Source organism: Bradyrhizobium sp. Ec3.3, from assembly GCF_000472925.1.
GTDB lineage: Bacteria > Pseudomonadota > Alphaproteobacteria > Rhizobiales > Xanthobacteraceae > Bradyrhizobium.
The window spans coordinates 360,952-384,454 of the sequence record NZ_AXAS01000003.1 but is presented as its reverse complement, the minus strand read 5'-3'; the positions used below and the strand labels follow the sequence as shown (position 1 = coordinate 384,454).

Annotated in this window: 19 protein-coding genes; 10 read left to right on the top strand and 9 right to left on the bottom strand. The window is 64.7% G+C overall.

The window, feature by feature from the left end:
* Positions 1 to 60: 60 nt before the first annotated feature.
* Complete coding sequence (locus YUU_RS0106305) at positions 61 to 2,325, bottom strand: marine proteobacterial sortase target protein (RefSeq protein WP_027521638.1); 2,265 nt, start codon at positions 2,323 to 2,325, stop codon at positions 61 to 63.
* Positions 2,326 to 2,506: 181 nt separating this feature from the next.
* Between YUU_RS0106305 and YUU_RS0106300 the strand changes: the two genes are divergently transcribed.
* Positions 2,507 to 3,274, top strand: a complete 768-nt coding sequence (locus YUU_RS0106300) for a helix-turn-helix transcriptional regulator (RefSeq protein ID WP_156944122.1) — start codon at positions 2,507 to 2,509, stop codon at positions 3,272 to 3,274.
* 55 nt (positions 3,275 to 3,329) lie between these two features.
* Positions 3,330 to 4,805: a glycosyltransferase family 2 protein gene (locus YUU_RS0106295; RefSeq protein WP_027521636.1), complete on the top strand. Its 1,476-nt coding sequence runs from the start codon at positions 3,330 to 3,332 to the stop codon at positions 4,803 to 4,805.
* A gap of 3 nt (positions 4,806 to 4,808) precedes the next feature.
* Here YUU_RS0106295 and YUU_RS0106290 read toward each other — a convergent pair whose 3' ends face one another.
* Positions 4,809 to 6,356, bottom strand: coding sequence for a long-chain fatty acid--CoA ligase (locus YUU_RS0106290; RefSeq protein WP_027521635.1), 1,548 nt, complete (start codon positions 6,354 to 6,356; stop codon positions 4,809 to 4,811).
* 268 nt (positions 6,357 to 6,624) lie between these two features.
* Between YUU_RS0106290 and YUU_RS0106285 the strand changes: the two genes are divergently transcribed.
* From YUU_RS0106285 to YUU_RS0106255, 7 genes are all read left to right on the top strand, one after another.
* Positions 6,625 to 7,761, top strand: a complete 1,137-nt coding sequence (locus YUU_RS0106285) for an acyl-CoA dehydrogenase family protein (protein ID WP_027521634.1) — start codon at positions 6,625 to 6,627, stop codon at positions 7,759 to 7,761.
* A 117-nt stretch (positions 7,762 to 7,878) separates the two neighbouring features.
* On the top strand, positions 7,879 to 9,039 hold the full coding sequence (locus tag YUU_RS0106280; protein ID WP_027521633.1) for an acyl-CoA dehydrogenase family protein: 1,161 nt from the start codon (positions 7,879 to 7,881) through the stop codon (positions 9,037 to 9,039).
* A 62-nt stretch (positions 9,040 to 9,101) separates the two neighbouring features.
* Entirely contained in the window at positions 9,102 to 9,758 is a 657-nt protein-coding gene (locus tag YUU_RS0106275; protein WP_027521632.1) for a glutathione S-transferase family protein, read from the top strand.
* Positions 9,759 to 9,976: 218 nt separating this feature from the next.
* Positions 9,977 to 10,777 carry an AraC family transcriptional regulator gene (locus tag YUU_RS0106270; protein WP_027521631.1) on the top strand — a complete coding sequence of 267 codons (801 nt, stop codon included), beginning with the start codon at positions 9,977 to 9,979 and terminating at the stop codon, positions 10,775 to 10,777.
* A 202-nt stretch (positions 10,778 to 10,979) separates the two neighbouring features.
* On the top strand, positions 10,980 to 11,846 hold the full coding sequence (locus tag YUU_RS0106265) for a 3-keto-5-aminohexanoate cleavage protein (RefSeq protein WP_027521630.1): 867 nt from the start codon (positions 10,980 to 10,982) through the stop codon (positions 11,844 to 11,846).
* 113 nt (positions 11,847 to 11,959) lie between these two features.
* Positions 11,960 to 13,576 (top strand): acyl-CoA carboxylase subunit beta, encoded by a 1,617-nt coding sequence (locus tag YUU_RS0106260; RefSeq protein ID WP_027521629.1) that lies wholly within the window; start codon positions 11,960 to 11,962, stop codon positions 13,574 to 13,576.
* On the top strand, positions 13,573 to 15,549 hold the full coding sequence (locus tag YUU_RS0106255) for an acetyl-CoA carboxylase biotin carboxylase subunit (RefSeq protein WP_027521628.1): 1,977 nt from the start codon (positions 13,573 to 13,575) through the stop codon (positions 15,547 to 15,549). Before YUU_RS0106260 ends, YUU_RS0106255 begins: the two co-directional genes overlap by 4 nt.
* Before the next feature lie 99 nt (positions 15,550 to 15,648).
* On the opposite strand, the gene YUU_RS0106250 is transcribed toward YUU_RS0106255, so the two are convergent.
* The 7 genes from YUU_RS0106250 to YUU_RS0106220 all read right to left on the bottom strand — a co-directional run bounded on the left by YUU_RS0106250 (position 15,649) and on the right by YUU_RS0106220 (position 22,553).
* Positions 15,649 to 16,644: an ABC transporter ATP-binding protein gene (locus YUU_RS0106250; RefSeq protein ID WP_027521627.1), complete on the bottom strand. Its 996-nt coding sequence runs from the start codon at positions 16,642 to 16,644 to the stop codon at positions 15,649 to 15,651.
* Positions 16,641 to 17,648 (bottom strand): ABC transporter ATP-binding protein, encoded by a 1,008-nt coding sequence (locus YUU_RS0106245; RefSeq protein WP_027521626.1) that lies wholly within the window; start codon positions 17,646 to 17,648, stop codon positions 16,641 to 16,643. The genes YUU_RS0106250 and YUU_RS0106245 overlap by 4 nt, the downstream gene beginning before the upstream one ends.
* Positions 17,648 to 18,541, bottom strand: a complete 894-nt coding sequence (locus tag YUU_RS0106240; RefSeq protein ID WP_027521625.1) for an ABC transporter permease — start codon at positions 18,539 to 18,541, stop codon at positions 17,648 to 17,650. The genes YUU_RS0106245 and YUU_RS0106240 overlap by 1 nt, the downstream gene beginning before the upstream one ends.
* Before the next feature lie 9 nt (positions 18,542 to 18,550).
* On the bottom strand, positions 18,551 to 19,498 hold the full coding sequence (locus YUU_RS0106235; protein ID WP_027521624.1) for an ABC transporter permease: 948 nt from the start codon (positions 19,496 to 19,498) through the stop codon (positions 18,551 to 18,553).
* 42 nt (positions 19,499 to 19,540) lie between these two features.
* Positions 19,541 to 21,139, bottom strand: a complete 1,599-nt coding sequence (locus tag YUU_RS0106230; protein ID WP_027521623.1) for an ABC transporter substrate-binding protein — start codon at positions 21,137 to 21,139, stop codon at positions 19,541 to 19,543.
* A gap of 188 nt (positions 21,140 to 21,327) precedes the next feature.
* Positions 21,328 to 21,516 (bottom strand): hypothetical protein, encoded by a 189-nt coding sequence (locus tag YUU_RS0106225; protein ID WP_156944120.1) that lies wholly within the window; start codon positions 21,514 to 21,516, stop codon positions 21,328 to 21,330.
* 98 nt (positions 21,517 to 21,614) lie between these two features.
* Entirely contained in the window at positions 21,615 to 22,553 is a 939-nt protein-coding gene (locus tag YUU_RS0106220) for a 3-keto-5-aminohexanoate cleavage protein (protein WP_035661345.1), read from the bottom strand.
* 68 nt (positions 22,554 to 22,621) lie between these two features.
* Here YUU_RS0106220 and YUU_RS0106215 point away from each other — a divergent pair, with 68 nt between their 5' ends.
* The gene (locus YUU_RS0106215; protein ID WP_027521620.1) at positions 22,622 to 23,398 is read left to right on the top strand and encodes an SDR family oxidoreductase; all 777 of its coding nucleotides are present in this window, start codon (positions 22,622 to 22,624) and stop codon (positions 23,396 to 23,398) included.
* Positions 23,399 to 23,503 lie beyond the last annotated feature (105 nt).

Sequence of the window (23,503 nt, the reverse complement as noted above, 5' to 3'; positions counted from 1 at the left end):
GGGGCGGGTGACGGGCAGCCGCGCGCGCTGAAGGAGAGAAGGTGGCTGAGACCTCCTCTTTCACCCGGCGTCAGTGAGCAAGGGCTGACGCCGGTTGAACAGGAACAGGACCAGGCTGAGCAACAACACGATCAGTCCTGCGGTCATCTTCAACTCGGCCGAGGTGGCCGTCTTCGGCAGGCGGATCGTGTCGGCGGCCGCAGGCGTCGGGCGCCGCGCGGTCGGCTGGGTGCTCGCATCCGCATGACGCTCCTTCAGCTGCGTCGGCACTTGCTGCGGCCGTTCGCCGAACACCTTTTCGAAGTCCCAGCCGGCCGGCAGGTTGATCGGCAGCTCACTGAGCTTGAGCGGTTCGCCTTCGGGGCGGCTCGGCGTCTTGTCGATGGCGACGAGGCTGGTCAGCCGGGTGACGATCTGGTGCTCCAGCGCCAGTCGCAAGATGGTCTTGTCGGCATCGTCGGGGCTCATCTCGCGCATGGTGCGCGCGACCTCTGCGTCACCGATCTTGCGATTGGCCCAGAGCTTTGACAGACCCTTGCCCTCGGCGGCGTTCTGCAGAGGCAGCGTCACCGACCATGGCCGGTCACCGACGCGCCCCTTGATCTCGAGCGAGCCCGCAAGCTTGTCGAGCTTTGCCGCGAGCACCAGCGGCTCGTCGCGATAGACGTCGGGAATGATTGCCGGCGTGATATCGGCCGAGGCATCCGAGAACTTGGCGGAGAGGCCGGTCACGGCCGGATTTTCCAGCTTGGCGAACAGGCCGCGCATGCGCTCCTCGACCTGCTCGACCGAGCCGATATGGGTGAAGGCGCCGCGTCCAAGCTCGGAGGCGCGGGTCATCAGATAGGTGTTGGGCGCAGAGCCGATGCCCACCATGAAGACGCGCGAGCGGCCACGCATCGCCGTGATCGTTTCGAACAATTGCTGCTCGTTGCCGATCGCGCCGTCCGTCAGGAATACGACCTGGCGGACCATGCTGGTGTCGCCGAGACTGTCGGTCAGTGCGGCGCGCATCGCCGGCACCATCTCGGTGCCGCCACGCGCCTGAAGCGCGTCCACGAAAGCGGTTGCCTGCCGCACATGCTCGGCATCGGCGGGCACCGACGTCGTGAACAGCACGTCCATGGTGTCGTCGAAGCGGATGACGTTGAAACGATCATTCGGCTGGAGGCGTGAGAGCGCGTAGTTGAGGCTCGCCTTGGCCTGGATGATCGACGTACCGCCCATCGAGCCGGAATTGTCGATCACGAACACGACTTCGCGCGGCAACGGTTTTTGCGTCGCTTGCTCGACCGACGGCGGGGTCACGAAGGCAAGCAGGTAATCGGCGTCGCCGACATGCTCGCGAAACAGGCCGACCGAGGGCGCTTTCTCGGCTGCGGGCTTCCAGGACAGCTCGAAATCGCGGTCCGCGGGCACGGTGCCGTCGGCAAGACGAACGATCCGCGTTACATTGTCGGGGCTCTCGATCTTGACGGCGTGGTGATGGCTCTTGACCTCGCCGAGCGCGAAGCCGCCCTGGAGCCGAACCGTGATGCTGGTCGGATTGACCGGCGGATTCCTGGCGGGATCCAGCACGGGCGGCGAGACACGGTCACGATCCGGCACCGGGTCGGTCTTGCTCGCGCCCCAGCCAGAGCCGTCGGGACGGAAATCGACGCTCTGCACGATCGGCGTCGGATTGTACCGCGGCCCGACCACGAGCGGTACGCGCAGCGAATATTCGTTGCCGGACTGGTGCACCGGCTCCTGATATTCGATCTGCACCAGCACGGTTTCACCCGGGCCGATATTGGCAACCGAGTTGGTGAAGATGTTCGGCCGTTCCTGTTCGGTGAGTGCGGCCTTCTGGCCGTCCCGGCGCGCCTGCTCGTAGATCACGCGCGCCTGCTGCCGTTCCTTGATGTCGCCGACGATGACGCGGTCGCCGACTACCATCTTCAGAGTGTCGACCGCGCCGTTGGTGGCCATCGGATACACGTAGGTTGCCTCGACCCAGTTCTTCGAGGGATTCCTGAACACCTGCGTGACGCGGGCGCGCAGCGTCGGGCCGGAGACGGTGATGTCGACGTCGATGCCGAGTCGGACGGCCTCCGTGGTGGCGCCGTCGTCCTTCAGAAACAGCGTCCCCGAGCGGGTCTCGCCGGGCTGCAGCAGGCTTGCCTGCTCTGACGTGGCCGACCAGCTCGGCACGAAGCTCACGAGCAGGGCCACGAAGGCGATCAGGATCACGGCAACGCCCTGCGCCAGCAGAAACAGCCCCAGATTGATCAGCTTTCGCAGCAAGGGGTGCTCGTCACTGTCGGTCTCGTCATAAATGCTCATCTCATCTGCTCCCGAAGCACGTTTGGCTGGCCTCTATTTCGGCCTCGGAGCCCTGATTTCGCGAGCAGAATGATCGGCAATGTTCGGCCGCCGGCCACCCGGGCCGGCCGTCGTGGAGACGGCCCTGTGCGGTTTTGTGCTGATTTGTCCGGCCTGCTAGAATGTCCGTCTGGAGCAGGGAATGACGATGCAGACGCCGGACAAGCAGCTTACCGACGAGCAAAGCCGCGAGGTCGCCGAGAAAATCCGCGAGGAGCTCGCCAAGCGGCGCATCTCCCGGCAGGCGCTGGCCGAGCAGGCCAAGCTCAGCCTGTCGACGCTGGAGAAGGTGCTGGGCGGCCGGCGCCCGTTCACGCTGGCGACCACGGTGCGGCTGGAGCAGGCCCTGGGGGTCGCCTTGCGGAAAAATCACGCCGCGCCGCCGGCGCCTGCCGCAGGCAACGATGTCGCGCCCGACAGTCTCGGCTCCTATTCGCACCGCGCGGTGACCTGGCTCGAGGACGTCTACATCACGCTGCGGCCGTCATTCGGCGATAAGGATGCGCTCTTTGCCTATCGCACCGAGATCGTCTGGGAGCCGAAAGTTTCGTCGCTGGTCTTCCGCGAGGGTGAGCGCACCGACGCCGCCTATGAGCACACCGGCGAGGTCGCCGTTCCCCATCAGTCCGGCTTCATATATCTCGTCATCAACCGGCACGGTCAGCATCGCGTGATCACGGTGTCGCGGCCGACGGTGGCCGGCGAGATGTATGGCATCATCTCGACGCTGCGTGCCGGCCCCGGCTCGCAGCTGACGCCGATTGCGGCGCCGATCGCGCTCGTGCCCGCGCGAAACGTCAAGACGCCGACCTTGGGACGGATTGCTCCCGACAATATCAACTACGCGCTGTACCGTGACCATCTGCGCCGCACGGTGGACGAGTCATTCGCGCTGTTCCTTCCGGTCTAGCGGCTCTTTCGTCCCGGCATTGCCTTTTTATTGAATCTATTTGCCAGTGTCATTCATGCCCAGTCCGCAAGCCGCGCCCGACGCCGAGCGTCCGCTGTTCTCCGTCATCATTCCGCTTGAATTTCACCGCGGGCAGTGGGAGCAGTCATGGCAGGGCTGGATGTCGCAGACCATCGCGCGCCAGCTTTACGAGATCATCCTGGTCGTGCCGCCGGACTTTTCGCCGCGTGAAAATCTGTCCGCGCTTGCCGGCGGTGAGGCGCGGCTCGAATTCTCCGATTCGGCTCATGACATCGGCCTTTGCGCGATCGGCGCGGCGAGGGCGCGCGGGAAATATTTGTTCTTCACGGAATCGCACTGCTGGCCGGAGCCCGATGTGCTCGCGCTGTGTGTCCGCGCCTTCGAGGAGCATCCCGAGTGGTCGGGCTTTTCCTGCAAGTCGATTCCGGTCTGCCGCAACCGCCTGTCGGAGGCGGAAGCCGCGATGTACCAGGCCGACATCGATTTCGGCATGAAGATACATCCCTGGCGCAAGGTGCTGGACCAATGCTTCGTGACGCGCCGCGAGGCCTATGAGGAATGTGGCGGCCTGCGCGAGGAGCTCGGCCATTTCGCCGAATGGGTGCTCGCAGCCGCCTACCATGCGCGCGGCCACGTCATCGGTTATCTCGAGGAGGCGCGCTTCCATCATTACTACATCGGACGGCTGTCCGACCTGAAGACGTTCACGCTCGATTTCGTGGAAGGCGAGATCCGCTACCTCAGCGAAGGACGGCGCGAGCCCGGCAGCGAGCTTCTGGACATTCCGGTCGAATGGAGCAGTCAGGACGATTTCGATCCCGCACTTGCGCGAAGCGCGCTTCGCGCCTTGGTGCTTGATGGCCGTGCATGGTCGAGGCGGCCTCACGAGACATGGCGCGGCTTCCGGCGCTGGGTCGGGCCTGCGTTGTTTGGCAACCTCTCCGCGCGCGGTGCGGCGCGGCTCGCTGCGGCCTATGCCCGCTGCGTCCTGACCGCGCTGGCGCGTGTCGGCTCGCGCGAGAGCATCGCGCGCTGGATGAAGCGTTACATTGCGGCCCTGATCGATTTTCAGCGTCTCGATTGCATCCGCCGCGTTCGCGAGGCTGGAGGTGGTCCCTTGCAGCGGTTGGGCAATCCTGTGCTCGCGCAGGCCGGCTTCAATGCGGTGGAGACCTGGCAGGGCCGCGCCTTCCGCTGGAGTGAGCCCGAAGCCGCGGTCCGGATCAGCGCGCGGCCCGGCCGCAACGTGGTTCGTGTTCAATGCCTCAATGTCCGCGAACCCTTTAATCGAATCGGGCTTCGCTTCTATCTCGACGGCGAACGTATCGCGGAGCGATCGATCGCGATCCATGAGGATGGCTTCGAACTGCGCCTTGAGCTGCCATCGCCCGGTGAGGCCACGCTGGCATGGACCTGCCCGCGCTTTGCGGCCGTGGGCGATTCGCGCCGCCTCGGCCTGCCGGTGGTGGCGATCGAAGTGGCGAGCGACGTGCAGCCGCGCGAGGCTTGACGCTCAGGCGGTCGCGGCCTTGTCGACTTCCGAAGCCGCCGAAAATTCCTTTCGCAGCGTCGGCTTGTGGATCTTGCCGGTGGCGTTGCGCGGCAGCGCGTCGACGAAGCGGACCTGGCGCGGGCATTTGAAGCGCGCGAGATTGGCAGCGCAGTGCGCGAAGATGTCCGCTTCGCTCAAGCGTTGTCCCGGCTTGACCGCAACGATGGCAAGGCCAACCTCGCCCCATTGCGCATCGGGAATGCCGATCACGGCTGCTTCGGCAATCGCGCTGAGCTGATGCAGGACGTTCTCGACCTCGGCCGGATAGACGTTCTCGCCGCCGGAAATGTACATGTCCTTCCAGCGATCGACGATGTAGTAAAAGCCCTCCTGGTCGACGCGCGTCGCATCGCCCGTATGCAGCCAGCCGTCGGTGAAGGAGGATTTGTTGGCCTCCGGCCGGTTCCAGTAGCCGGGCGTGATGTTCGGTCCCTTCACCCAGAGCTCGCCAAGCTCGCCGACATCCGCATCGCGGCCGTCCGGCCGCACGATCCGCACCTCCGTGTGCAGCACCGGCTTGCCGGCGGAACCGGCTTTGCGCGCCGCGTCCTCGCGATCGAGCACCAGCACGGCCGGCGAGGTCTCGGTCATGCCATAGCCCTGCTGAAGCGCGACGCCGCGCGCCTCCCAGACCTTCAAGAGCGGCACCGGCATCGGCGCGCCGCCGACGCCGCAGGTGGCCAGCCGGCTCAGATCGGTGGTCGCGAAGGCCGGATGCTGCGCCATGAACTGGTAGATCGCGGGCACGCCGAAGAAGACGTTGATGCCTTGCGCGGGATCGCCGAGCAGCTGCAGCGCGAGGGCGGGATCGAAGGCGCGCATGATCAGCACGGTGCCGCCGGCATGCAGCGCGGGGTTGGTGTAGCAGTTGAGCCCGCCGGTGTGGAACAGCGGCAGCACAGTGAGCAGCACCGTGGACGGCCCGATGCCGGCAGGGCCACCGAGATTGACGCAATTCCAGAACGTCATGCCATGGGTGATGGTCGCGCCCTTGGGATGGCCCGTGGTGCCCGAGGTGTACATGATGGTCGAGATATCATCGAGCGTCACCTGCTCGACCCTGTCGAGCGGCTTTGCCGTCGCGATGCCGGCTTCGTACGAGGCTCCTGGGCCAAGCAGCAGCGTCGTGCCGACGCCGCAGAGTTTTGTCACTGCAAGGGCGGTGTCGGCGAGATCGCGGTCATGAACCATCACCTTCGGCGCGCAATCGGCGACGATGAATTGCAATTCGGGAACGGTGAGGCGGGTGTTCAGCGGCACGAACACCGCGCCGAGCCGGAAGCAGGCGAACTGCACCTCCAGCGTGTCGGTCGTGTTCTGCGCCAGCACCGTGACGCGATCGCCGCGCGAGACCTTCAGGCTGTCGCGCAGATGTGTGGCGAGGCGCGAGATCCGTGCATCGAATTGCGCGTAGCTGAAGCGGCGCTCGCTTGCGAGGTCGTGGACCGCGATCTTGTCTGGCGCGCGGCGGCTATGATGGGCGATCCAGTCGTAATGGCGAACGGTCAAGTGTCCCTCCATTTGCGGTCGTGCGCTGCCTGCCCGTCATGCCGTGAAACATGCCCAGGCCAGCCCCGAGGGGCCGGCCGGAGTTTTGTGCAAGTTTCTTTTTTGGTTCGGAGTTGGTCCGCGAGGGGCTAAACTGTCTTGCGTTGAGTTGCTGGAGCGTGGCCCGACCGAAGTCGGGTGTCCCAAGCCAGCCACTCGACGCAAGTGAGCGGGTGGTGTTCCGGCCATGGTGGCAACAAGAATCGCCGCCAGCGAAAGCGACCACGCGATGACGAGCCCGTTCTATACCGCTGAGCACGACGCCTTCCGCGCCGTGATGCGCCGCTTCGTCGAAAAGGAGATCGAGCCCCAAGCCCATGAATGGGACGAGGCCGGCGAATTCCCGCGCGTGCTGTATCGCAAGGCCGCGGAGATCGGCCTCTTGGGGCTTGGGTTCCCCGAGGAATTTGGCGGCGTCCCCGCCGACCAGTTCATGAGGATCGTGGCGAGCCAGGAGCTGGCGCGGGCCGGTGCCGGCGGCATCAGTGCGTCGCTGATGAGCCACACTATTGGCGCGCCGCCGATTGCGCGCGCGGGCCGTGCCGAGATCAAGGCCAGGGTGCTGCCGCCGATCCTTGCCGGCGAAAAGATCTCCGCGCTCGGGATCACCGAGCCGAGCGGCGGCTCCGACGTCGCGAACCTCCGCACCAGAGCGCGGCGTGATGGCGATCACTACGTCGTGAGCGGTGAGAAAACGTTCATCACCTCAGGCATGCGCGCCGACTATCTGACCGTTGCCGTGCGCACGGGCGGCGAGGGCGCCGGCGGCGTCAGCCTGCTGCTGATTGAGGGCGATACGCCCGGCCTGTCGCGCACCAAGCTGAAGAAGATGGGCTGGTGGGCGTCGGACACCGCGACGCTGCATTTCGACGAGTGCCGCGTGCCGGCCGAGAACCTGATCGGCGAAGAAGGGCAGGGCTTCAAGATCATCATGCAAAACTTCAACAGCGAGCGCATGGGCATGGCGGCCGGCTGCACGGCCTTTGCCCGCGTCTGCCTCGATGAGGCGATCGCCTATGCGAAGGAACGAAAGACGTTCGGCAAGCCGCTTGCCCAGCACCAGGTGATCCGCCACAAGATCGTCGACATGGCGCAGAAGGTCGCAGCCAGCCAGGCGATGCTGGAAATGCTGGCCTGGCGGCTCGAGCAGGGCGAGAGCCCGGTGGCCGAAATCTGCATGATGAAGAACCAGGCCACGCAGACCATGGCGTTCTGCGCCTCGGAAGCAGTGCAGATCTTTGGCGGTGCCGGCTTCATGCGCGGCATCAAGGCCGAGCGCATCTACCGCGAGGTCAAGGTCAACGCCATCGGCGGCGGCACCGAGGAGATCATGAAGGATCTGGCGTCGCGGCAGATGGGGTTGTGATCTTCACCGTCCTTCCGGGGCGACGCGAAGCGTCGAACCCGGAATCTCGATATTTTGGACTCATCTCTGGATTCCGGGTTCGCACTTCGCGCGCCCCGGAATGACGAAGGGAAAGAAATGCTGTTCACCGCCGACCACGACGACATCCGCCGCTCCTTGCAAAAATTCATCGCCAACGAGATCAATCCTCATGTCGATGAATGGGAGAAGGCCGACATCTTCCCGGCGCACGAGTTGTTCAAGAAGATGGGCAGCCTCGGCTTCCTCGGGCTGAACAAGCCGGTCGAGTTCGGCGGCTCGGGCCTCGATTACTCCTACGCGCTGATGATGGCGGAGGAACTGGGGGCCATCACCTGCGGCGGGGTGCCGATGGCGATCGGGGTACAGACCGATATGGCGACGCCGGCGCTGGCTCGCTTCGGCTCCGACGAGGTGCGGCGCGAGTTCCTCGCGCCGTCGATCGCTGGCGACTATGTCGCCTGCATCGGCGTCTCCGAACCCGGCGCAGGCTCTGACGTCGCCTCGATCAAGACCAATGCGCGCTCGGACGGTGATGACTATGTCATCAACGGCGGCAAGATGTGGATCACCAACGGCGCCCAGGCCGATTGGATCTGCCTGCTCGCCAACACCGGCGACGGGCCCGTTCACCGCAACAAGTCGCTGATCTGCGTCCCCATGAAGAGCAGGGGCGTCACGGTGGCCCGTAAGCTCGACAAGATGGGCATGCGCTCCTCCGACACCGCGCAGATCTTCTTCGACAATGTCCGAGTGCCCAGGCGCAACCGGATCGGTGAGGAGGGCAAGGGATTTACCTACCAGATGATCCAGTTCCAGGAGGAGCGGCTGTGGGGCGCGGCCGCCTGCCTGAAGGCGCACGAATACATCATCAACGAGACGATCGAATATACCCGCAACCGCAAGGCCTTCGGCCAGAGCATCCTTGACAACCAGATCGTGCACTTCAAGCTTGCGGAGATGCAGACCGAGGTCGAGCTGTTGCGCGCGCTGGTCTATCGTGCGGGCGAGGCGCTGGTGGCGGGCGAGGACGTGACGAAGCTTGCAACCATGGCCAAGCTGAAGGCCGGCCGCTTGGGACGTGAGCTCACCGATGCCTGCCTGCAATATTGGGGCGGAATGGGCTTTACCAACGAGACGCCGGTCAGCCGCGCCTATCGTGACAGCCGCCTGACCTCGATCGGCGGCGGCGCCGATGAGGTCATGCTGATGGTCTTGTGCAAGATGATGGGAACGCTGCCCGGCAGCTTTAAGGTTTGAGCATGATCTTCTCGGAAAACCGCTGCACACTTTTCCGGATCATGCTCTAGGGGAAACGCCTAATGATCACGCTCTACCACTGCGACGCTGCGCGCTCCTTCCGCCCGCTCTGGATGCTGGAGGAGATGGGCCTGCCCTATGAGCTGAAGATGCTGCCGTTCCCGCCGCGCGTCTTTGCCAGGGAGTACCTCGCGATCAATCCGCTGGGCACGATTCCCTATCTGATCGATGGCGAGACGCGGATGACGGAATCGTCCGGCATCTGCCACTATCTCGGCACCCGATACGGGCCGACGCCGCTGATGGTCGATGCCAATGATCCCGATTTCGGCGCCTTCCTGAACTGGATGTATTTCAGCGATGCGACGTTAACCTTCCCACAGACGCTGGTGCTCCGTTACGCCCAGCTCGAGCCGGAGGAACGGCGCAATCCGCAGGTCGCCGGCGACTATGCAAAATGGTTCCTCGGGCGCCTGCGCGCGGTCGAGGCAGCGACTGCCAATACCGAGGCCTTGTGCGCCGGCCGTTTCACCGCCGCCGACATCGTGATCGGCTATGCCCTGCGGCTTGCAGAAAGCATCGGCCTTTCGCAGGATTTCGGGCCAAATGTCGCAGCCTATTGGGCGCGGCTGCAACGGCGCGAGGGTTTCAAACGCGCGGTGGCGGCGGAACAGAAGGCCGGCATCGAGCAGAAGGTCGCGCCGAGGCTGAGGGCGTAACGAAGCCGTCATTGCGGGGCGATGCGAAGCATCGACCCCGGAATCTCGCGCTGCAATTTCCAGGTTCCGGACTCGGTCCTGCGGACCGCCCCGGAACGACGCAGCGTGTTTTATGACAGCGCTATCCCGTCGTGACACCGCCCAAAATTCCGCTAAGGTGGCCACGTCCGCAGCGGCCCGAAGAGCCGCGCGAGGAGGACCGCCGATGGAAGACGCCAATGGAAGATAAGGGTCGCGAATCCGACCATTTGATGCTGATCACGCCGGAGCGCGTGTTCTATGCGGGGTTGCTCGGCCGGCCGCGCCGGCGGACCGCCGGCTGCTGCCACGTCTATGTCGCGGTGAAGGGCAGCCTGCATCTGACCATCGACGATGTCCATACCACCGATATCCTTGTCGTGACCCTGCCGAACCAGCGGCACACCATCGCGAGCGACTATCGCACCGTCATCAGCGTGACGCTCGAGCCGGAGAGCATGCCGGACGGCGTGATCGAGGCACTGGCCGAGCGGCTCACCGGGCCCGACAAGGCGGCCTATGCGCGAAAGATCCTCGCGGCTTACGCGTTGCTGCGCCAGCGCCGCTATGGCGACGTCACCACCGCCGAATTCGACGGGACGTGTTTTGGCGAAGCGCTGCCGCGCCGCGTGCTCGATCCTCGCGTGACGCGGGCGATCGCGCGCATCGAACGCTTCTCCGGCGAGCCGGTGACGGCGGAAGCATGCGCGGCGGAAGCGGGCCTCTCGGCTTCGCGCTTCCTGCACCTGTTCAAGGAAGAGACCGGCATCTCCTTCCGCTCCTTCCGCGCCTGGAAGCGCGCGCGGTATCTCCTAAATTTCGCCAACCAGGACCTCAACCTCGCCCATCTCGCGCAGGACATCGGCTATCCCGACAGCACGCATTTCAGCCACTCGATCCGCCGCTTCTATGGCCTGAAGCCGCGCGCGATCTTCGTCGGCTCGCGCGATCTTGCGATCTATCGCAGCGGCGAGACGGTGAAGCTTGCGGAAGCAAGCTAGCCGAGGGACCTTGTAGGATGGGCAAAGCGAAGCGTGCCCACCGCTTCAGCTGAAGTCTGGAGAGATGGTGGGCGCGGCGCAAGAGCGCCTTTGCCCACCCTACGGTAGCTTCGGCTGCTCTAGCTTCTCCGCGCAAGAAGCCGCAGCCCCCTCGTCACATGATCGCAAGCGTTGCATTCTCAACCTGCGAGACATCCAAGGCATGAGCGACAAGGCCGTCATCACCTGCGCGCTGAATGGCGTTCTCACCGATCCCCGGCAGCACAACGTGCCGGTGACGCCCGAAGAGATGGCGCGTGAGGCCAAGGCAGCATTCGATGCCGGCGCCAGCATCATGCACATTCATCTGCGTCAGCAGGCGCCGAACAAGGGGCACTTGCCGTCCTGGGAGGTCAGCGTTTCGCGCGAGATCCAGCAGGCGATCCGCGAAGCCTGCCCCGGTGTGATCATCAATCACACCTCGGGCGTGTCGGGGCCGAACTACAGCGGCGCGCTCGATTGCATCCGCGAGACCAAGCCGGAGATCGCCGCCTGCAACGCCGGCTCGCTGAACTATCTGAAGGTGAAGGCTGACAACAGCTGGGCCTGGCCGCCGATGATGTTCGACAACGCGGTCGAGAAGGTGAAGGACTATCTCGACGTCATGAATGCGGTCGGCACCATCCCCGAGTTCGAATGTTTCGACGTCGGCATCGTCCGCTGTGTCGGCATGTACACCCAGGTCGGCATGTACAAGGGACCGCTCGAATACAATTTCGTCATGGGTGTTGCCTCCGGCATGCCCGCCGATCCCGAGCTGCTGCCGATCCTGCTCAAGCTGAAGCGTCCCGAGGCGCATTGGCAGGTCACGGCAATCGGCCGCGAAGACATCTGGCCGCTGCACCAGCGCTGCGCCGATCTCGGCGGTCATCTCCGCACTGGTCTTGAAGATACCTTCTATCTCGCCGACGGCAGGAAGGTGACGTCGAACGGTCAGTTGATCGAAGCGGTGGCGGCCTGCGCGCGGCGTGCCGGCCGTGAGATCGCGAGCCCGGCCGAGGCGCGGAGGATTTTTGGGACGAATCGGTAGGTATTCCCCCCACCGTCATTGCGAGCGAAGCGAAGCAATCCAGAATGTATCCGCGGAAACAGCCTGGATTGCTTCGTCGCTTCGCTCCTCGCAATGACGGGTAGGAAAGAGCTATGTCCATCATCGAAAACACCATCTCCCCCGGCAGCGCGACCTACCACGCCAATCGTGACGGCATGCTCGCGCTGATCGAACGGATGCGCGCGCTGGAAGAGCGCACGCGCGCGGCGTCCGCCGCTGCGAAGGACCGCTTCCACAAGCGCAGCCAGCTCTTGCCGCGCGAGCGCGTCGCGCTGGTGCTCGATCCCGGCGCGCCCTTCATCGAGCTCTCGACGCTTGCCGGCTACATGTTCGATGTTCCCGATGCCAACAAGAGCGTGCCCGGCGGCGGCGTCATCGCAGGCATCGGCTTCGTCTCGGGCATTCGATGCATGGTCAGCGCCAGCGACGCCGGCATCGATGCCGGCGCGCTGCAACCTTACGGCCTCGACAAGACGCTGCGCGTGCAGGAGCTCGCGCTGGAGAACAAGCTGCCCTACGTGCAGCTGGTCGAAAGCGCCGGCGCCAACCTCTTGCGCTATCGCGTCGAGGACTTCGTTCGCGGCGGCAACATCTTTCGCAACCTCGCGCGGCTCTCGGCGGCGGGCCTTCCCGTCGTCACCGTGACGCATGGCTCATCGACCGCGGGTGGGGCCTATCAGACGGGTCTGTCCGATTACATCGTCATGGTGCGCGGCCGCACGCGCGCATTCCTCGCGGGGCCGCCGCTGCTCAAGGCTGCAACCGGCGAGATCGCGACCGAAGAAGAGCTCGGCGGCGCCGAGATGCATACGCAGACCTCCGGTCTCGGCGACTATCTCGCCGAGGATGATCGCGATGCCCTGCGCATCGCACGTGAGATCATGGCGGCGCTGGAATGGGAACGGCCGGGCCGGGCGAGCGCGCAATGTAAGCCGCCGCGGTACGACCAGGACGAGTTGCTCGGCATCATGCCGATGGACCATAAGCGCCCAGTCGACATGAAGCAGGTGATCGCCCGCATCGTCGACGATTCCGATTTCACCGAGATGGCGCCGAACTATGGCCCCGCCACGGTCTGCGGCCATGCCCGTATCGAGGGCCAGGCGATCGGCATTGTCACCAACAACGGTCCGCTCGATCCGGCCGGCGCCAACAAGGCGACGCACTTCATCCAGGCCTGCTGCCAGACCCGCACGCCGCTGCTGTATCTCAACAACACCACTGGCTACATGGTCGGCAAGGCCTACGAGGAAGCCGGCATGATCAAGCACGGCTCGAAGATGATCCAGGCGGTGACGTCGGCGACCGTGCCGCAGATCACGATCTATTGTGGCGCCTCCTTCGGCGCAGGCAATTACGGCATGTGCGGCCGCGGCTTCCACCCACGCTTCTGCTTCTCCTGGCCCAATGCCAAGACCGCTGTGATGGGCGGCGAGCAGGCCGCCGAGACCATGGCGATCGTGACGGAGGCTGCCGCTGCGCGACGCGGCAAGCCGATCGAGCAGGACAAGCTCGAGGCCATGAAAGCGCAGATCATCGGAGTGTTCGATGGCCAGATGGATGTGTTCTCGACCAGCGCCCGCGTGCTCGACGACGGCGTGATCGATCCTCGCGACACCCGCGCGATTCTGTCCGAGGTTCTCGCGATCTGCCGCGAGGGCGACGCACGGACTCCCCAGCGCATGCAATTCTCGGTGGCCCGCCCATGAGGAACGGATCAGTGCAGCACCGGCCGTTCTTCAAGGTGTTGGTCGCCAATCGCGGCGAGATCGCGCTGCGGGTGATGCGGAGCGCGCGGCGGCTCGGCCTCGGCGTCGTCGCGGTCTATTCGGATGCGGATCGCGACGCCTTGCATGTGCGGCAGGCCGACCAGGCCGTGCGGATCGGCGAAGCCTTGCCGGCGCAATCCTATCTGAACATACCAGCCATCATTGCAGCTGCGAAAGCGAGCGGCGCGGATGCTGTGCATCCCGGCTATGGCTTCCTTGCCGAGAATGAGGCGTTTGCGCAGGCTTGCAAGGATGCGGGTCTCGTCTTCATCGGCCCGTCGCCGCAGGCAATCGAGGCGATGGGCAACAAGGCCGGCGCCAAGGAGATCATGAAGAAGGCCGGCGTACCTATCGTGCCAGGCTATCAGGGTGTCGACCAGAGCGACGAGGTGATGCTCGCGGAGGCCAACAAGATCGGCTTTCCCGTGATGATCAAGGCGGTGGCCGGTGGCGGCGGCCGCGGCATGCGGCTCGTCACTAATGCCGTGTCGTTTCCGGATGCGCTGCGCAGCGCGCGGTCCGAAGCCAAGGCGGCATTTGGCGATCCCACCGTCATCCTCGAACGGGCGATCCAAAACCCGCGGCACATCGAGATCCAGGTGTTCGGTGATGCCCATGGCAACGCCATCCATCTCGGCGAGCGCGATTGCTCGGTGCAGCGGCGCCACCAGAAGCTGATCGAGGAGGCACCATCGCCGGCCGTAACTCCGGAGTTGCGTGCGAAGATGGGCGAGGTCGCCGTCGCAGCGGTGAAGGCGCTGCGTTATGAGGGAGCCGGCACGCTGGAGTTCCTGCTCGACGAAAGCGGCGCGTTCTACTTCATGGAGATGAACACGCGCCTCCAGGTCGAGCATCCCGTCACCGAAGCGATCACCGGCCTGGACCTCGTCGAGTTGCAACTGCGCGTCGCTCGCGGCGAGCTGCTGCCGGTGAAGCAGCAGGACATCAGGTTCTTCGGCCACGCCATCGAGGTGCGGCTGTGCTCGGAGGACGCTGCACACGATTTCATGCCGCAGTCCGGCCGCATCGCGCGCTGGCAGGTTCCGGAGGGCGTGCGCGTCGAGCACGCGTTGCAATCCGGCACGGAGATCCCGCCGTTCTACGATTCCATGATCGCCAAGGTCATCAGCCACGGCGCGAGGCGCGAGGAAGCACGCAGCCGCCTTATCTGCGGCCTGGAACAGCTCACCGCTTTCGGCGTCACCACCAACCAGGCGTTCCTGATGTCGTGCCTGCGGCATCCCGGCTTTGCCGGGGCTGAGGCGACGACGGCGTTCATCGGCGCCCATTGCCACGAATTGCTGGCGCCGCGCAAGAACGGTGCGTTCGACACGGCGCTGGCGGGCTTGTTGTTCTACGTCACCAACCCCCATGCCCCGCCATGGCGGGCCGGACGGAGTCTGGCGGCAACGTTTCCGCTCCCTGCGAAGATTGAGTTGGACGGTCACATGCACGAGCTCGAAATCACGCGCGAGCGCGATGGCGGGTACATGGTGGTGCTCGATAGCCAAAGCCACAAGTTCGAGATCGATCAGCTCGATCCCGACGCCATTCGCTTCCGCCACAACGGTCTCATGGACGCCGCAAAATTCCTGCGCGACGGCGACCGGCTCTATCTCCAGCACCGCGGCGTCCCGTTTGCGGTCACCGATCTCACCCTCGCCCCGCCGAAGGCCGCCGCAACCAATGGCGGCGACGGCAAGGTCCGCGCCGCCATGAACGGCCGCGTCGTCGCGGTGCTGGTCAAGCCCGGTGATCGCGTCACCACCGGCCAGCCGGTCATGACACTGGAAGCGATGAAGATGGAGCACGTCCACAAGGCCGGCATCGACGGCGTGGTCGCGGCGATCGACGTCGCGGAGGGCGAGCAGGTGACGACGGGGAAGATCGTGGTGGAGATCGAGGCGAGATAGTGCCGCAAGTACCGCAATCGTAGGGTGCCGAAGGCGTAACCCACCTCTCTACCTTCCGCGCTGACAGAGAAGCGGTGGGTTACGCTTCGCTAACCCATTCTACAAGTCTACAGGGCTCCGCCCCGTCCCTTCATTCAGCAAGCACGCCACCTGATGCCCGTCGCCGGCCTCCATCAGCGCCGGCCGTTCCGTCTTGCATCGCTCCATCGCAAAGCGGCAGCGGGTGTGGAACGCGCAGCCTGATGGCGGATTGACGGGGCTTGGCACATCGCCGTCGACCAGCGGCGCGAGCCGCTTCGCGTGCGGGTTGGCGATCGGGACCGAGGCGAGCAGGGCTTGCGTGTAGGGATGGCGCGGATTCCTGAATAGCTCGTCCTTGCCCGCGACCTCGACGATGCGGCCGAGATACATCACCGCGACGCGGTGGCTGATATGGGCGACCACCGCCAGATCATGCGCGATGAAGAGATAGGAGAAGCCGTGCTGCCGCTGCAGGTCGATCAGGAGGTTGATCACCTGCGCCTGGATCGAGACGTCGAGCGCCGAGACCGGCTCGTCGCAGACGATCAGCCGTGGCTGAAGCGCGAGCGCCCGCGCGATGCAGATGCGCTGGCGCTGGCCGCCGGAGAACTGGTGCGGAAAGTTGCGCATCTGGTCCGGCCGCAGGCCCACCTGCTCGAACAGTTGTGCGACGCGCGTCTCCAGCGCCTTGCCGCTCGCGAGGCCATGTACCGCGAGCGGCTCGCCGACGATGTCGCCCGCGGTCATGCGCGGATTGAGCGATGCAAACGGGTCCTGGAACACGATCTGCATCGAACGGCGATGCGGCCGCAGCTCGGTCTTGGAGAGATGCGTGATGTCCTCGCCGTCGAGCCGAATCTGGCCCGAGGTCGGCTCGATCAGCCGCAGCACGCTGCGCGCCACCGTCGACTTGCCGCAACCGGATTCGCCGACGAGGCCCAGCGTTTCGCCCGTGCCAAGCGAGAAGCTGACACCATCGACCGCATGCACGGTCCCGACCTGCCGCCGCAGTACGCCGGCCCGCACCGGATAATGCTTCATCAGATCGGTGACCTCGAGCAGCGCCTCGCTCATGCCACCTCCTCCTCAACCTCGGCCGCGCGCCAGCAGGCGGCGAGGTGACCGCTGCCCCAGTCCATCAGCGGTGGGTATTCCTCGCAGCGTTTTACGGCGAGCTTGCAGCGCGGCGCAAAGGCGCAGCCTTTTGGCAGCCGCACCAGCGACGGCACGGTGCCGGGAATTTCGTTCAGCCGCGCCTGCGACGCGACACCCGAGGCCGGCACGGCCGGGATCGAGGCCATCAGCCCGCGCGTATAGGGATGTTTCGGCGCGGCGAACAGCGCCTCGACACTCGCTTCCTCGACCTTCTTCCCTGCATACATCACGATCACGCGCTGCGCGGTCTGCGCGACGACGCCGAGATCATGCGTGATCAGCACGAGCCCGGTGCCAAGCTCCTTCTGGAGATCGAGGATCAGCGCCAAAATCTGCGCCTGGATGGTGACGTCGAGCGCGGTGGTCGGCTCGTCCGCGATCAGCAGCGCCGGCCGGCAGGCCAGCGCCATCGCGATCATTGCACGCTGGCGCATGCCGCCGGAAAGCTGGTGCGGATATTCCTTTGCCCGCCGTGCCGGTTCTGGAATACGCACCAGCCGCAGCATCTCGACCGCGATGTCGTGGGCCTCCCTGGTCGAGATGTCCCTGTGCAGCCGCACCGCCTCCGTGATCTGGTCGCCGATCCGCATCACCGGATTGAGCGAGGTCATCGGCTCCTGGAAGATCATGGAGATGCGGTTGCCCCGGATCGCGCGCATCCTGGCTTCATCGAGTGCGAGCAGGTCGGTGCCTTCGAGCATGACGGAACCGCCGACCATGCGTCCGGGCGGATCCGGCACCAGCCGCATCAAGGAGAGCGCGGTGACGCTCTTGCCGCAGCCGGATTCGCCCACGATCGCCAGCGTCTCGCCGCGCCTCACGCTGAACGAGACGTCGTCGACCGCCTTGAAGAGACCCGAACTGGTGAAGAACACCGTTTTCAGGTTCTTGACATCGAGCACGAGATCGGACGCATCACTCATCAGCCGCGCTGCCTCGGATCGAGAATGTCGCGAAGCGCGTCGCCGAACAAATTGGTGCCGAACACAGCAAGGCTGATCGCAATGCCTGGGAAGACGACGAGCCACGGTGCGGTGCGGACATATTCGGCCGCGGATTCCGACAGCATGCGGCCCCAGGATGGGTAGGGCTCGGGAATGCCGAGGCCGAGGAAGGAGAGCGAGGCCTCGGTCAAGATGGTCGAGCCGAGCTGTGCGGTGGCGAGCACGATCAGCGGCGCCAGCGTGTTCGGCAGCACGTGACGGAGCGCGATCCGCACCTCGCTCATGCCGATCGATTTGGCGGCTTCGACGAACGGCTGCTCGCGCAGCGCCAGCGTGTTGGCGCGGATCACGCGCGCGACCGTCGGGATCAGCGGAATGGCGATCGCAATGATGACGTTCGGCAGCGACGGCCCGAGCGCGGCCGTCATCACCAGCGCGAGCACCAGAAGCGGCAGCGCCTGGAGGATGTCGGAGACGCGCTGGAACACGAGATCAACCCAGCCGGAGAGATAGCCCGACGTCAGGCCGACGATGACGCCAATGGAGGCGCCGAGCGCGGTCGAGCCAAGCCCGACCGCGAGCGAGATCCGCGCGCCATGGATGATGCGGCTGAACACGTCGCGGCCGAAGGAGTCCGTGCCCATCCAGTGTAGCGCGCTCGGGCGCGCCAGCGCATGCGCGGCATCGACCGTGAGCGGATCGAAGCGCGCGAGGACGTTGGCGAAGATCGCCGTGAACACGAACAGCGTCATGATGATCAACCCGGCCGCGCCCAGCACATGCCGCTGCGCCAGGAACATCACGCGCCGCCAGCCCCCGGTCGCGCCGGCGCCGGCGCGCCTTAGTTCGAGATCATAGTCGATCGCGGCCAAGCGAATCTCCTAGTCCGTAAACCGGATGCGCGGGTCGAACACGGCGTAGAGCATGTCGACGGTGAAGTTCGCGAACACCACCACGACCGCAATGAACATCACGAGGTTCTGCACGATCGGATAATCCCGCCAGCGGATCGCCTCGACCAGGAAGCGCGCGACGCCGGGGATGTTGAATACGGTTTCGGTGACGATGAGGCCGCCGATCAGGAACGCGGCCTCGATGCCGATCACGGTGATCACGGGCAACATCGCGTTCTTCAGCGCATGCTGATAATTCACGGCAGCGTCGGAGGCACCCTTGGCGCGCGCGGTGCGGATGTAGTCCTGCCGCAACACCTCCAGCATCGAGGAGCGCGTGATGCGCATGGTGAGCGCGGCGCTGCGGAAGCCGACCGCGGCAGCCGGCACCGCATAGGTCGCAAACGCTTCCAGCCAAGTCTGCGGATTGGGATTGAAGATCGGCATCTGGCCGAACATCGCGACCGACGCGGTCAGGATCAAGAGCCCGAGCCAGAACGAGGGCAGCGACAGGCCGCTGAGGCTGACGACACGCAGTGCATAGTCGAGCTTTGTTCCCTGCTTCACCGCGCTTATCACGCCCAAGGGAATGCCGATCGAGGCGGAGAACAGCAGCGCCAGCCCGGCAAGCCGCGCCGTGATCGGGATCCGCGGCAATATCTCCTGGAGCGCCGGCTTTTCCGAGACATAGGAGTAACCAAAATCGCCGCGCAGAAGACCGCCGATCCAGTGCAGATATTGCATCACCAGCGGCTGGTCGATGCCGAGCTCCTTTTCCAGATTGGCCTTGTCGGCGGGGTCGACATAACCGGCCGCGGCGAACAGGATGTCGACGATGTTGCCGGGCACGATGCGCAGCAGGAAGAAGATGACGACCGAGATCCCGAACAGGGTCACGAGCATCAGGAACAGGCGGCGCACCAGATAGGCAAACATCCCAACGCCTCCTGCCGAGCCTTCAGCTGCCTGCCCGCCGCATTACTTGTCCAGCCACAGATCCTCGTAGCGATAGCCATTATAGGAGGAGTTGGTCATGATCGTCACGCCCTTGACGTAGGGCTGCCAGCAGGTGCCCATCCGGCTGTGGAAGATGATCGGGCGAGCGACGTCCTCCTGCAGCCTCTTGTCGATCTCCCAGACGAGCTTCTTGCGCTTGCCAGCGTCGGTCTCCTGCGACTGCACGTCGAACAGCTTTTCGATCTCCTTGTTGCAATAGTTGGTGTAGTTGCGCTCCGAGCCGCAGGAATAGTTCTCGTAGAAGGACTGGTCGGGATCATCCACCGCATTGCCGGTGAGGTTGAGTCCGATCATGTAGTCCTTCCGCGCGACCTTGGGGAACCAGTTCGCGGTCTCCACCACATCGAGCTCGCCGTCGATATAGATGCTCTTGAGCTGGTCGATCAGGATCACCGCGGGGTCGCGATAGACCGGAATGTTGCGCGTGGAGACCTTCACGGCGAGATGCTTATCCGGCCCATAGCCCGCCTTCTGCATCAGCTTCTTCGCCTCCTCGCGGTTGGCGCTCACGTCCGGGCCGTAGCCTGGAATGGTCTCCAGCATCTCCTTGGGCAGCCCCCACAGGCCGTTCGGCGGCGGCAGCATGGTGCCGCCGATGTCACCCTGGCCCTCGAACATGATCGAGATGAACGCCTTGCGGTCGAGCGCCAGCGCCATGGCGCGGCGGATGTCGACATTGTCGAACGGCGGCGCCGACGAATTGACGATGATGTTGGTCGAGACGTTGGTCGGCGCGATCTCGCAGATCGCGCTCGGTGCCTGCGACTTGACGTCCTTCACCAGCGGGATCGTCACCTCGGTCGGAAACGTCATGTCGAACTTTCCGGCGACGAAGGCGAGGATCGCAGTCGAGCGGTTCGGAATGATGGTGAACTCGATGCCGTCGAGATAGGGCCGGCTCTTCTTCCAGTAGTCGGGATTGCGGGTCAGCTTGATCGATTCATTGGCCTTGAACTCGACGAACTTGAAGGGACCGGTGCCGATTGGATGCGTGCGCATGTCGCCGGGCGAGACGTGGCAGGGATAAACCGGCGTATAGCCCGAGGCGAGAAGCGCCAGCAGCGAGGGCTGCGGCCGCTTCAGATTGAACGAGACCTCGAAATCGCCATTCGTCGAGATGTCATTGACCTCATTGTACCAGGCCTTGCGCGGGTTCTGCCGGAACTTTTGCTGCAACTTGCCCATCAGCATGTCGAAGGTGCATTTGACGTCGGCCGAGGTGAACGGCTTGCCGTCGTGCCATTTCACGCCCTGGCGCAGCTTGAAGGTCAGCGTCTTGTTGTCATTGACCCAGGCCCAGCTTTCGGCGAGCTCGGGGACGATGTCGTCCATCCTGTTCTGCGGCTCGTCCTGCTTGTAGATGACGAGATTGTTGAAGACGGGCATGAAGGGAATGTTGACCGAATAGGTCGCGCCTTCGTGAATCGAAGCATTTGCGGGGCTGTCGCGGTGGTACATCCGCAAGATGCCGCCTTGCTTGCCCTCATCGGCGAGCGTGGTGGTTGAGACCGTCAGCACCGATAGCGCCGCCATCGCGGCGAGCGCCCTCACGCTCCGCATGCTTCTCTCCCTCGAGCCTCAAGGCCTTGTGCGGCCTGTTTGATCGCGACGATAGCCATGCGCGCGAGGCCAGGCAACGGCCAAGGCCCGTTGCGGCCTTGACAATTCGGATGACGTAAAGCCGCACGCCCCTCTCTCACAATGTGAGAGAAGCTGATGTCATCATTTCGATTGGAACCAGATCGTCTTTAGCGTTGCGCCTGCGCGCGGGGTGGCAGCAGCGCCAGGACGATCGAGGGCAACGGAAAGAACAGGGCGCCCAGGACGAACCAGACACTCCGCGAACGTCCCTTCTCCGCCGCGAATTTCGCAGTGCAGCGCCCGCAGAGGATCAAGATGGCAAGAAGGCCGGCAACGAAGAGAAACGCGGCGAGCATGGGGGCTCCTGTCAATGCCTGCTGAGCATACAGGATCGCGGTCGCGGGGACGACGGACGACGACATCCTAGCGAAATCAAAATCCGGAGAGCGGTGGACTACACCTGCAGCGTGTCGCCGCCCTTCAGATGCAGCATCTCGCGCGCCTCGTCGGAGCTGGCGACCTCGAGGCCGAGGCCCTCGATGATCTTCCGGGCGAGACGCACCTGCTCGGCGTTCGACGAGGCCATGCGGCCCGGCGCGGCCCAGAGCGAGTCTTCCAGGCCGACGCGGATATTGCCGCCCATTGCGGCGGCCATCGCCGCGATCGGAAGCTGATGCCGCCCGGCGCCCAGCACCGACCAGATGAACTTGTCGCCGAATAGCCGCTCCGCGGTGCGTTTCATGTGCAGCACGTCCTCGGGGTGCGGTCCGATGCCGCCTTGCAGGCCGAACACGGTCTGCACGAACAGCGGCGGCTTCACCAGGCCCTGATCGAGGAAGTACTGGAGATTATAAAGGTGCGCTGTGTCGTAGCATTCGAACTCGAAGCGGGTTCCGGTCTCCGACAGGGTCTTCAGCACGAACTCGATGTCCTGGAAGGTGTTGCGGAACACGATGTCCTTGTTCTCGACATGCTTGCGTTCCCAATCATGCTTGAAGGTCCTGAAACGGTTGAGCATGCCGAAGAAGCCGAAATTCATCGAGCCCATGTTCAGCGAGGCCACCTCGGGCTTGTACACCGCGGCCGGCCGCACGCGCTCGTCCACCGTCATGGTCGGCGAGCCGCCCGTGGTGAGGTTGATCACGGCGTTGGAACGCTGCTTGATGATCTTGAGGAACGGCGCAAAGGCCTCCGGCGATTGATCCGGCTGGCCGGTTTCGGGGTTGCGCGCGTGCAGGTGCACGATCGCCGCGCCCGCTTCGGCGGCCTCCACCGCCGCGTCCGCGATCTCCTGCGGCGTCACCGGCAGGGCAGGGGACATCGACGGCGTGTGGATCGCGCCGGTGACGGCGCAGGTGATGATGACTTTGCGGGCCAATACTTTGCTAACCATGGGTTTGCAACTCCGAGGCGGCTGTGATCTACCGTCACGCTTAGCATCAAGGCACGATCGGAGCCATCATGGATCTCGACATCAAGGGGTTGCGCGTATTGGTGACCGCGGGAGCGGGCGGCATAGGGCTTGCAATCGCCCGCCGCTTCATTGCCGAGGGCGCAAAGGTGCATGTCTGCGATGTCGACGAGATGGCGCTTGCCGCGCTTGCGAACAGCGATCCCGCCATCACGCGCTCGCAATGCGACGTCTCTGATCGCACCGCCGTGAAGACGATGTTTGACGAGGCGGTCCGCGCGCTCGGCGGGCTGGACGTGCTCGTCAACAACGCCGGCATCGCTGGCCCGACCGCGAAGGTCGAGGAGATGAACCCGGAGGACTGGGACCGCTGCGTCGAGGTCTGCCTCACCGGCCAGTTCAACTGCACGCGGCTCGCGGTGCCGCTGCTGCGCGAGAGCAAGAACGCTTCGATCGTCAACATCTCGTCCGCTGCGGGGAAGGTTGGCTTCGCCATGCGCACGCCTTATGCGGCGGCGAAATGGGGCGTCATCGGCCTGACCAAGTCGCTGGCGATCGAGCTCGGCCCCGACAAGATCCGCGTCAACGCCATTTTGCCCGGTCTCGTCGCCGGCGAACGCCAGCGCCGCGTGCTGGAAGCGAAGGCACAGCAGCGTGGCATCTCCTACGCCGAGATGGAGCGCATCGCATTCTCCTACACCTCGATCAAGGACTACGTGACGCCGGAGCAGATCGCCGACCAGATTTTGTTCATGGCGAGCCCTCGCGGCCGCACCGTCTCCGGCCAGGCGATCTCGATCTGCGGCGATACGCAGATGTTGGGGTGAGATTGCCGGTCGCCCCAAACCCCGCCGTCGTCCCGGACAAGCGAGCAGAGCGAGCGCAGATCCGGGACCCATAGCCACAGGATCAAGTCTGGCGAAGACTCGTGG

Coding starts and splice junctions, on each gene's coding strand:
- YUU_RS0106250 (WP_027521627.1), bottom strand. CDS start 16,644: ATGAGCGAGGCGCTGCTCGAGGTCACCGATCTGATGAAGCATTATCCG.
- YUU_RS0106295 (WP_027521636.1), top strand. CDS start 3,330: ATGCCCAGTCCGCAAGCCGCGCCCGACGCCGAGCGTCCGCTGTTCTCC.
- YUU_RS0106225 (WP_156944120.1), bottom strand. CDS start 21,516: ATGCTCGCCGCGTTTCTCTTCGTTGCCGGCCTTCTTGCCATCTTGATC.
- YUU_RS0106215 (WP_027521620.1), top strand. CDS start 22,622: ATGGATCTCGACATCAAGGGGTTGCGCGTATTGGTGACCGCGGGAGCG.
- YUU_RS0106270 (WP_027521631.1), top strand. CDS start 9,977: ATGGAAGATAAGGGTCGCGAATCCGACCATTTGATGCTGATCACGCCG.
- YUU_RS0106275 (WP_027521632.1), top strand. CDS start 9,102: ATGATCACGCTCTACCACTGCGACGCTGCGCGCTCCTTCCGCCCGCTC.
- YUU_RS0106305 (WP_027521638.1), bottom strand. CDS start 2,325: ATGAGCATTTATGACGAGACCGACAGTGACGAGCACCCCTTGCTGCGA.
- YUU_RS0106265 (WP_027521630.1), top strand. CDS start 10,980: ATGAGCGACAAGGCCGTCATCACCTGCGCGCTGAATGGCGTTCTCACC.
- YUU_RS0106230 (WP_027521623.1), bottom strand. CDS start 21,139: ATGCGGAGCGTGAGGGCGCTCGCCGCGATGGCGGCGCTATCGGTGCTG.
- YUU_RS0106255 (WP_027521628.1), top strand. CDS start 13,573: ATGAGGAACGGATCAGTGCAGCACCGGCCGTTCTTCAAGGTGTTGGTC.
- YUU_RS0106280 (WP_027521633.1), top strand. CDS start 7,879: ATGCTGTTCACCGCCGACCACGACGACATCCGCCGCTCCTTGCAAAAA.
- YUU_RS0106220 (WP_035661345.1), bottom strand. CDS start 22,553: ATGGTTAGCAAAGTATTGGCCCGCAAAGTCATCATCACCTGCGCCGTC.
- YUU_RS0106235 (WP_027521624.1), bottom strand. CDS start 19,498: ATGTTTGCCTATCTGGTGCGCCGCCTGTTCCTGATGCTCGTGACCCTG.
- YUU_RS0106260 (WP_027521629.1), top strand. CDS start 11,960: ATGTCCATCATCGAAAACACCATCTCCCCCGGCAGCGCGACCTACCAC.
- YUU_RS0106245 (WP_027521626.1), bottom strand. CDS start 17,648: ATGAGTGATGCGTCCGATCTCGTGCTCGATGTCAAGAACCTGAAAACG.
- YUU_RS0106300 (WP_156944122.1), top strand. CDS start 2,507: ATGACGATGCAGACGCCGGACAAGCAGCTTACCGACGAGCAAAGCCGC.
- YUU_RS0106285 (WP_027521634.1), top strand. CDS start 6,625: ATGACGAGCCCGTTCTATACCGCTGAGCACGACGCCTTCCGCGCCGTG.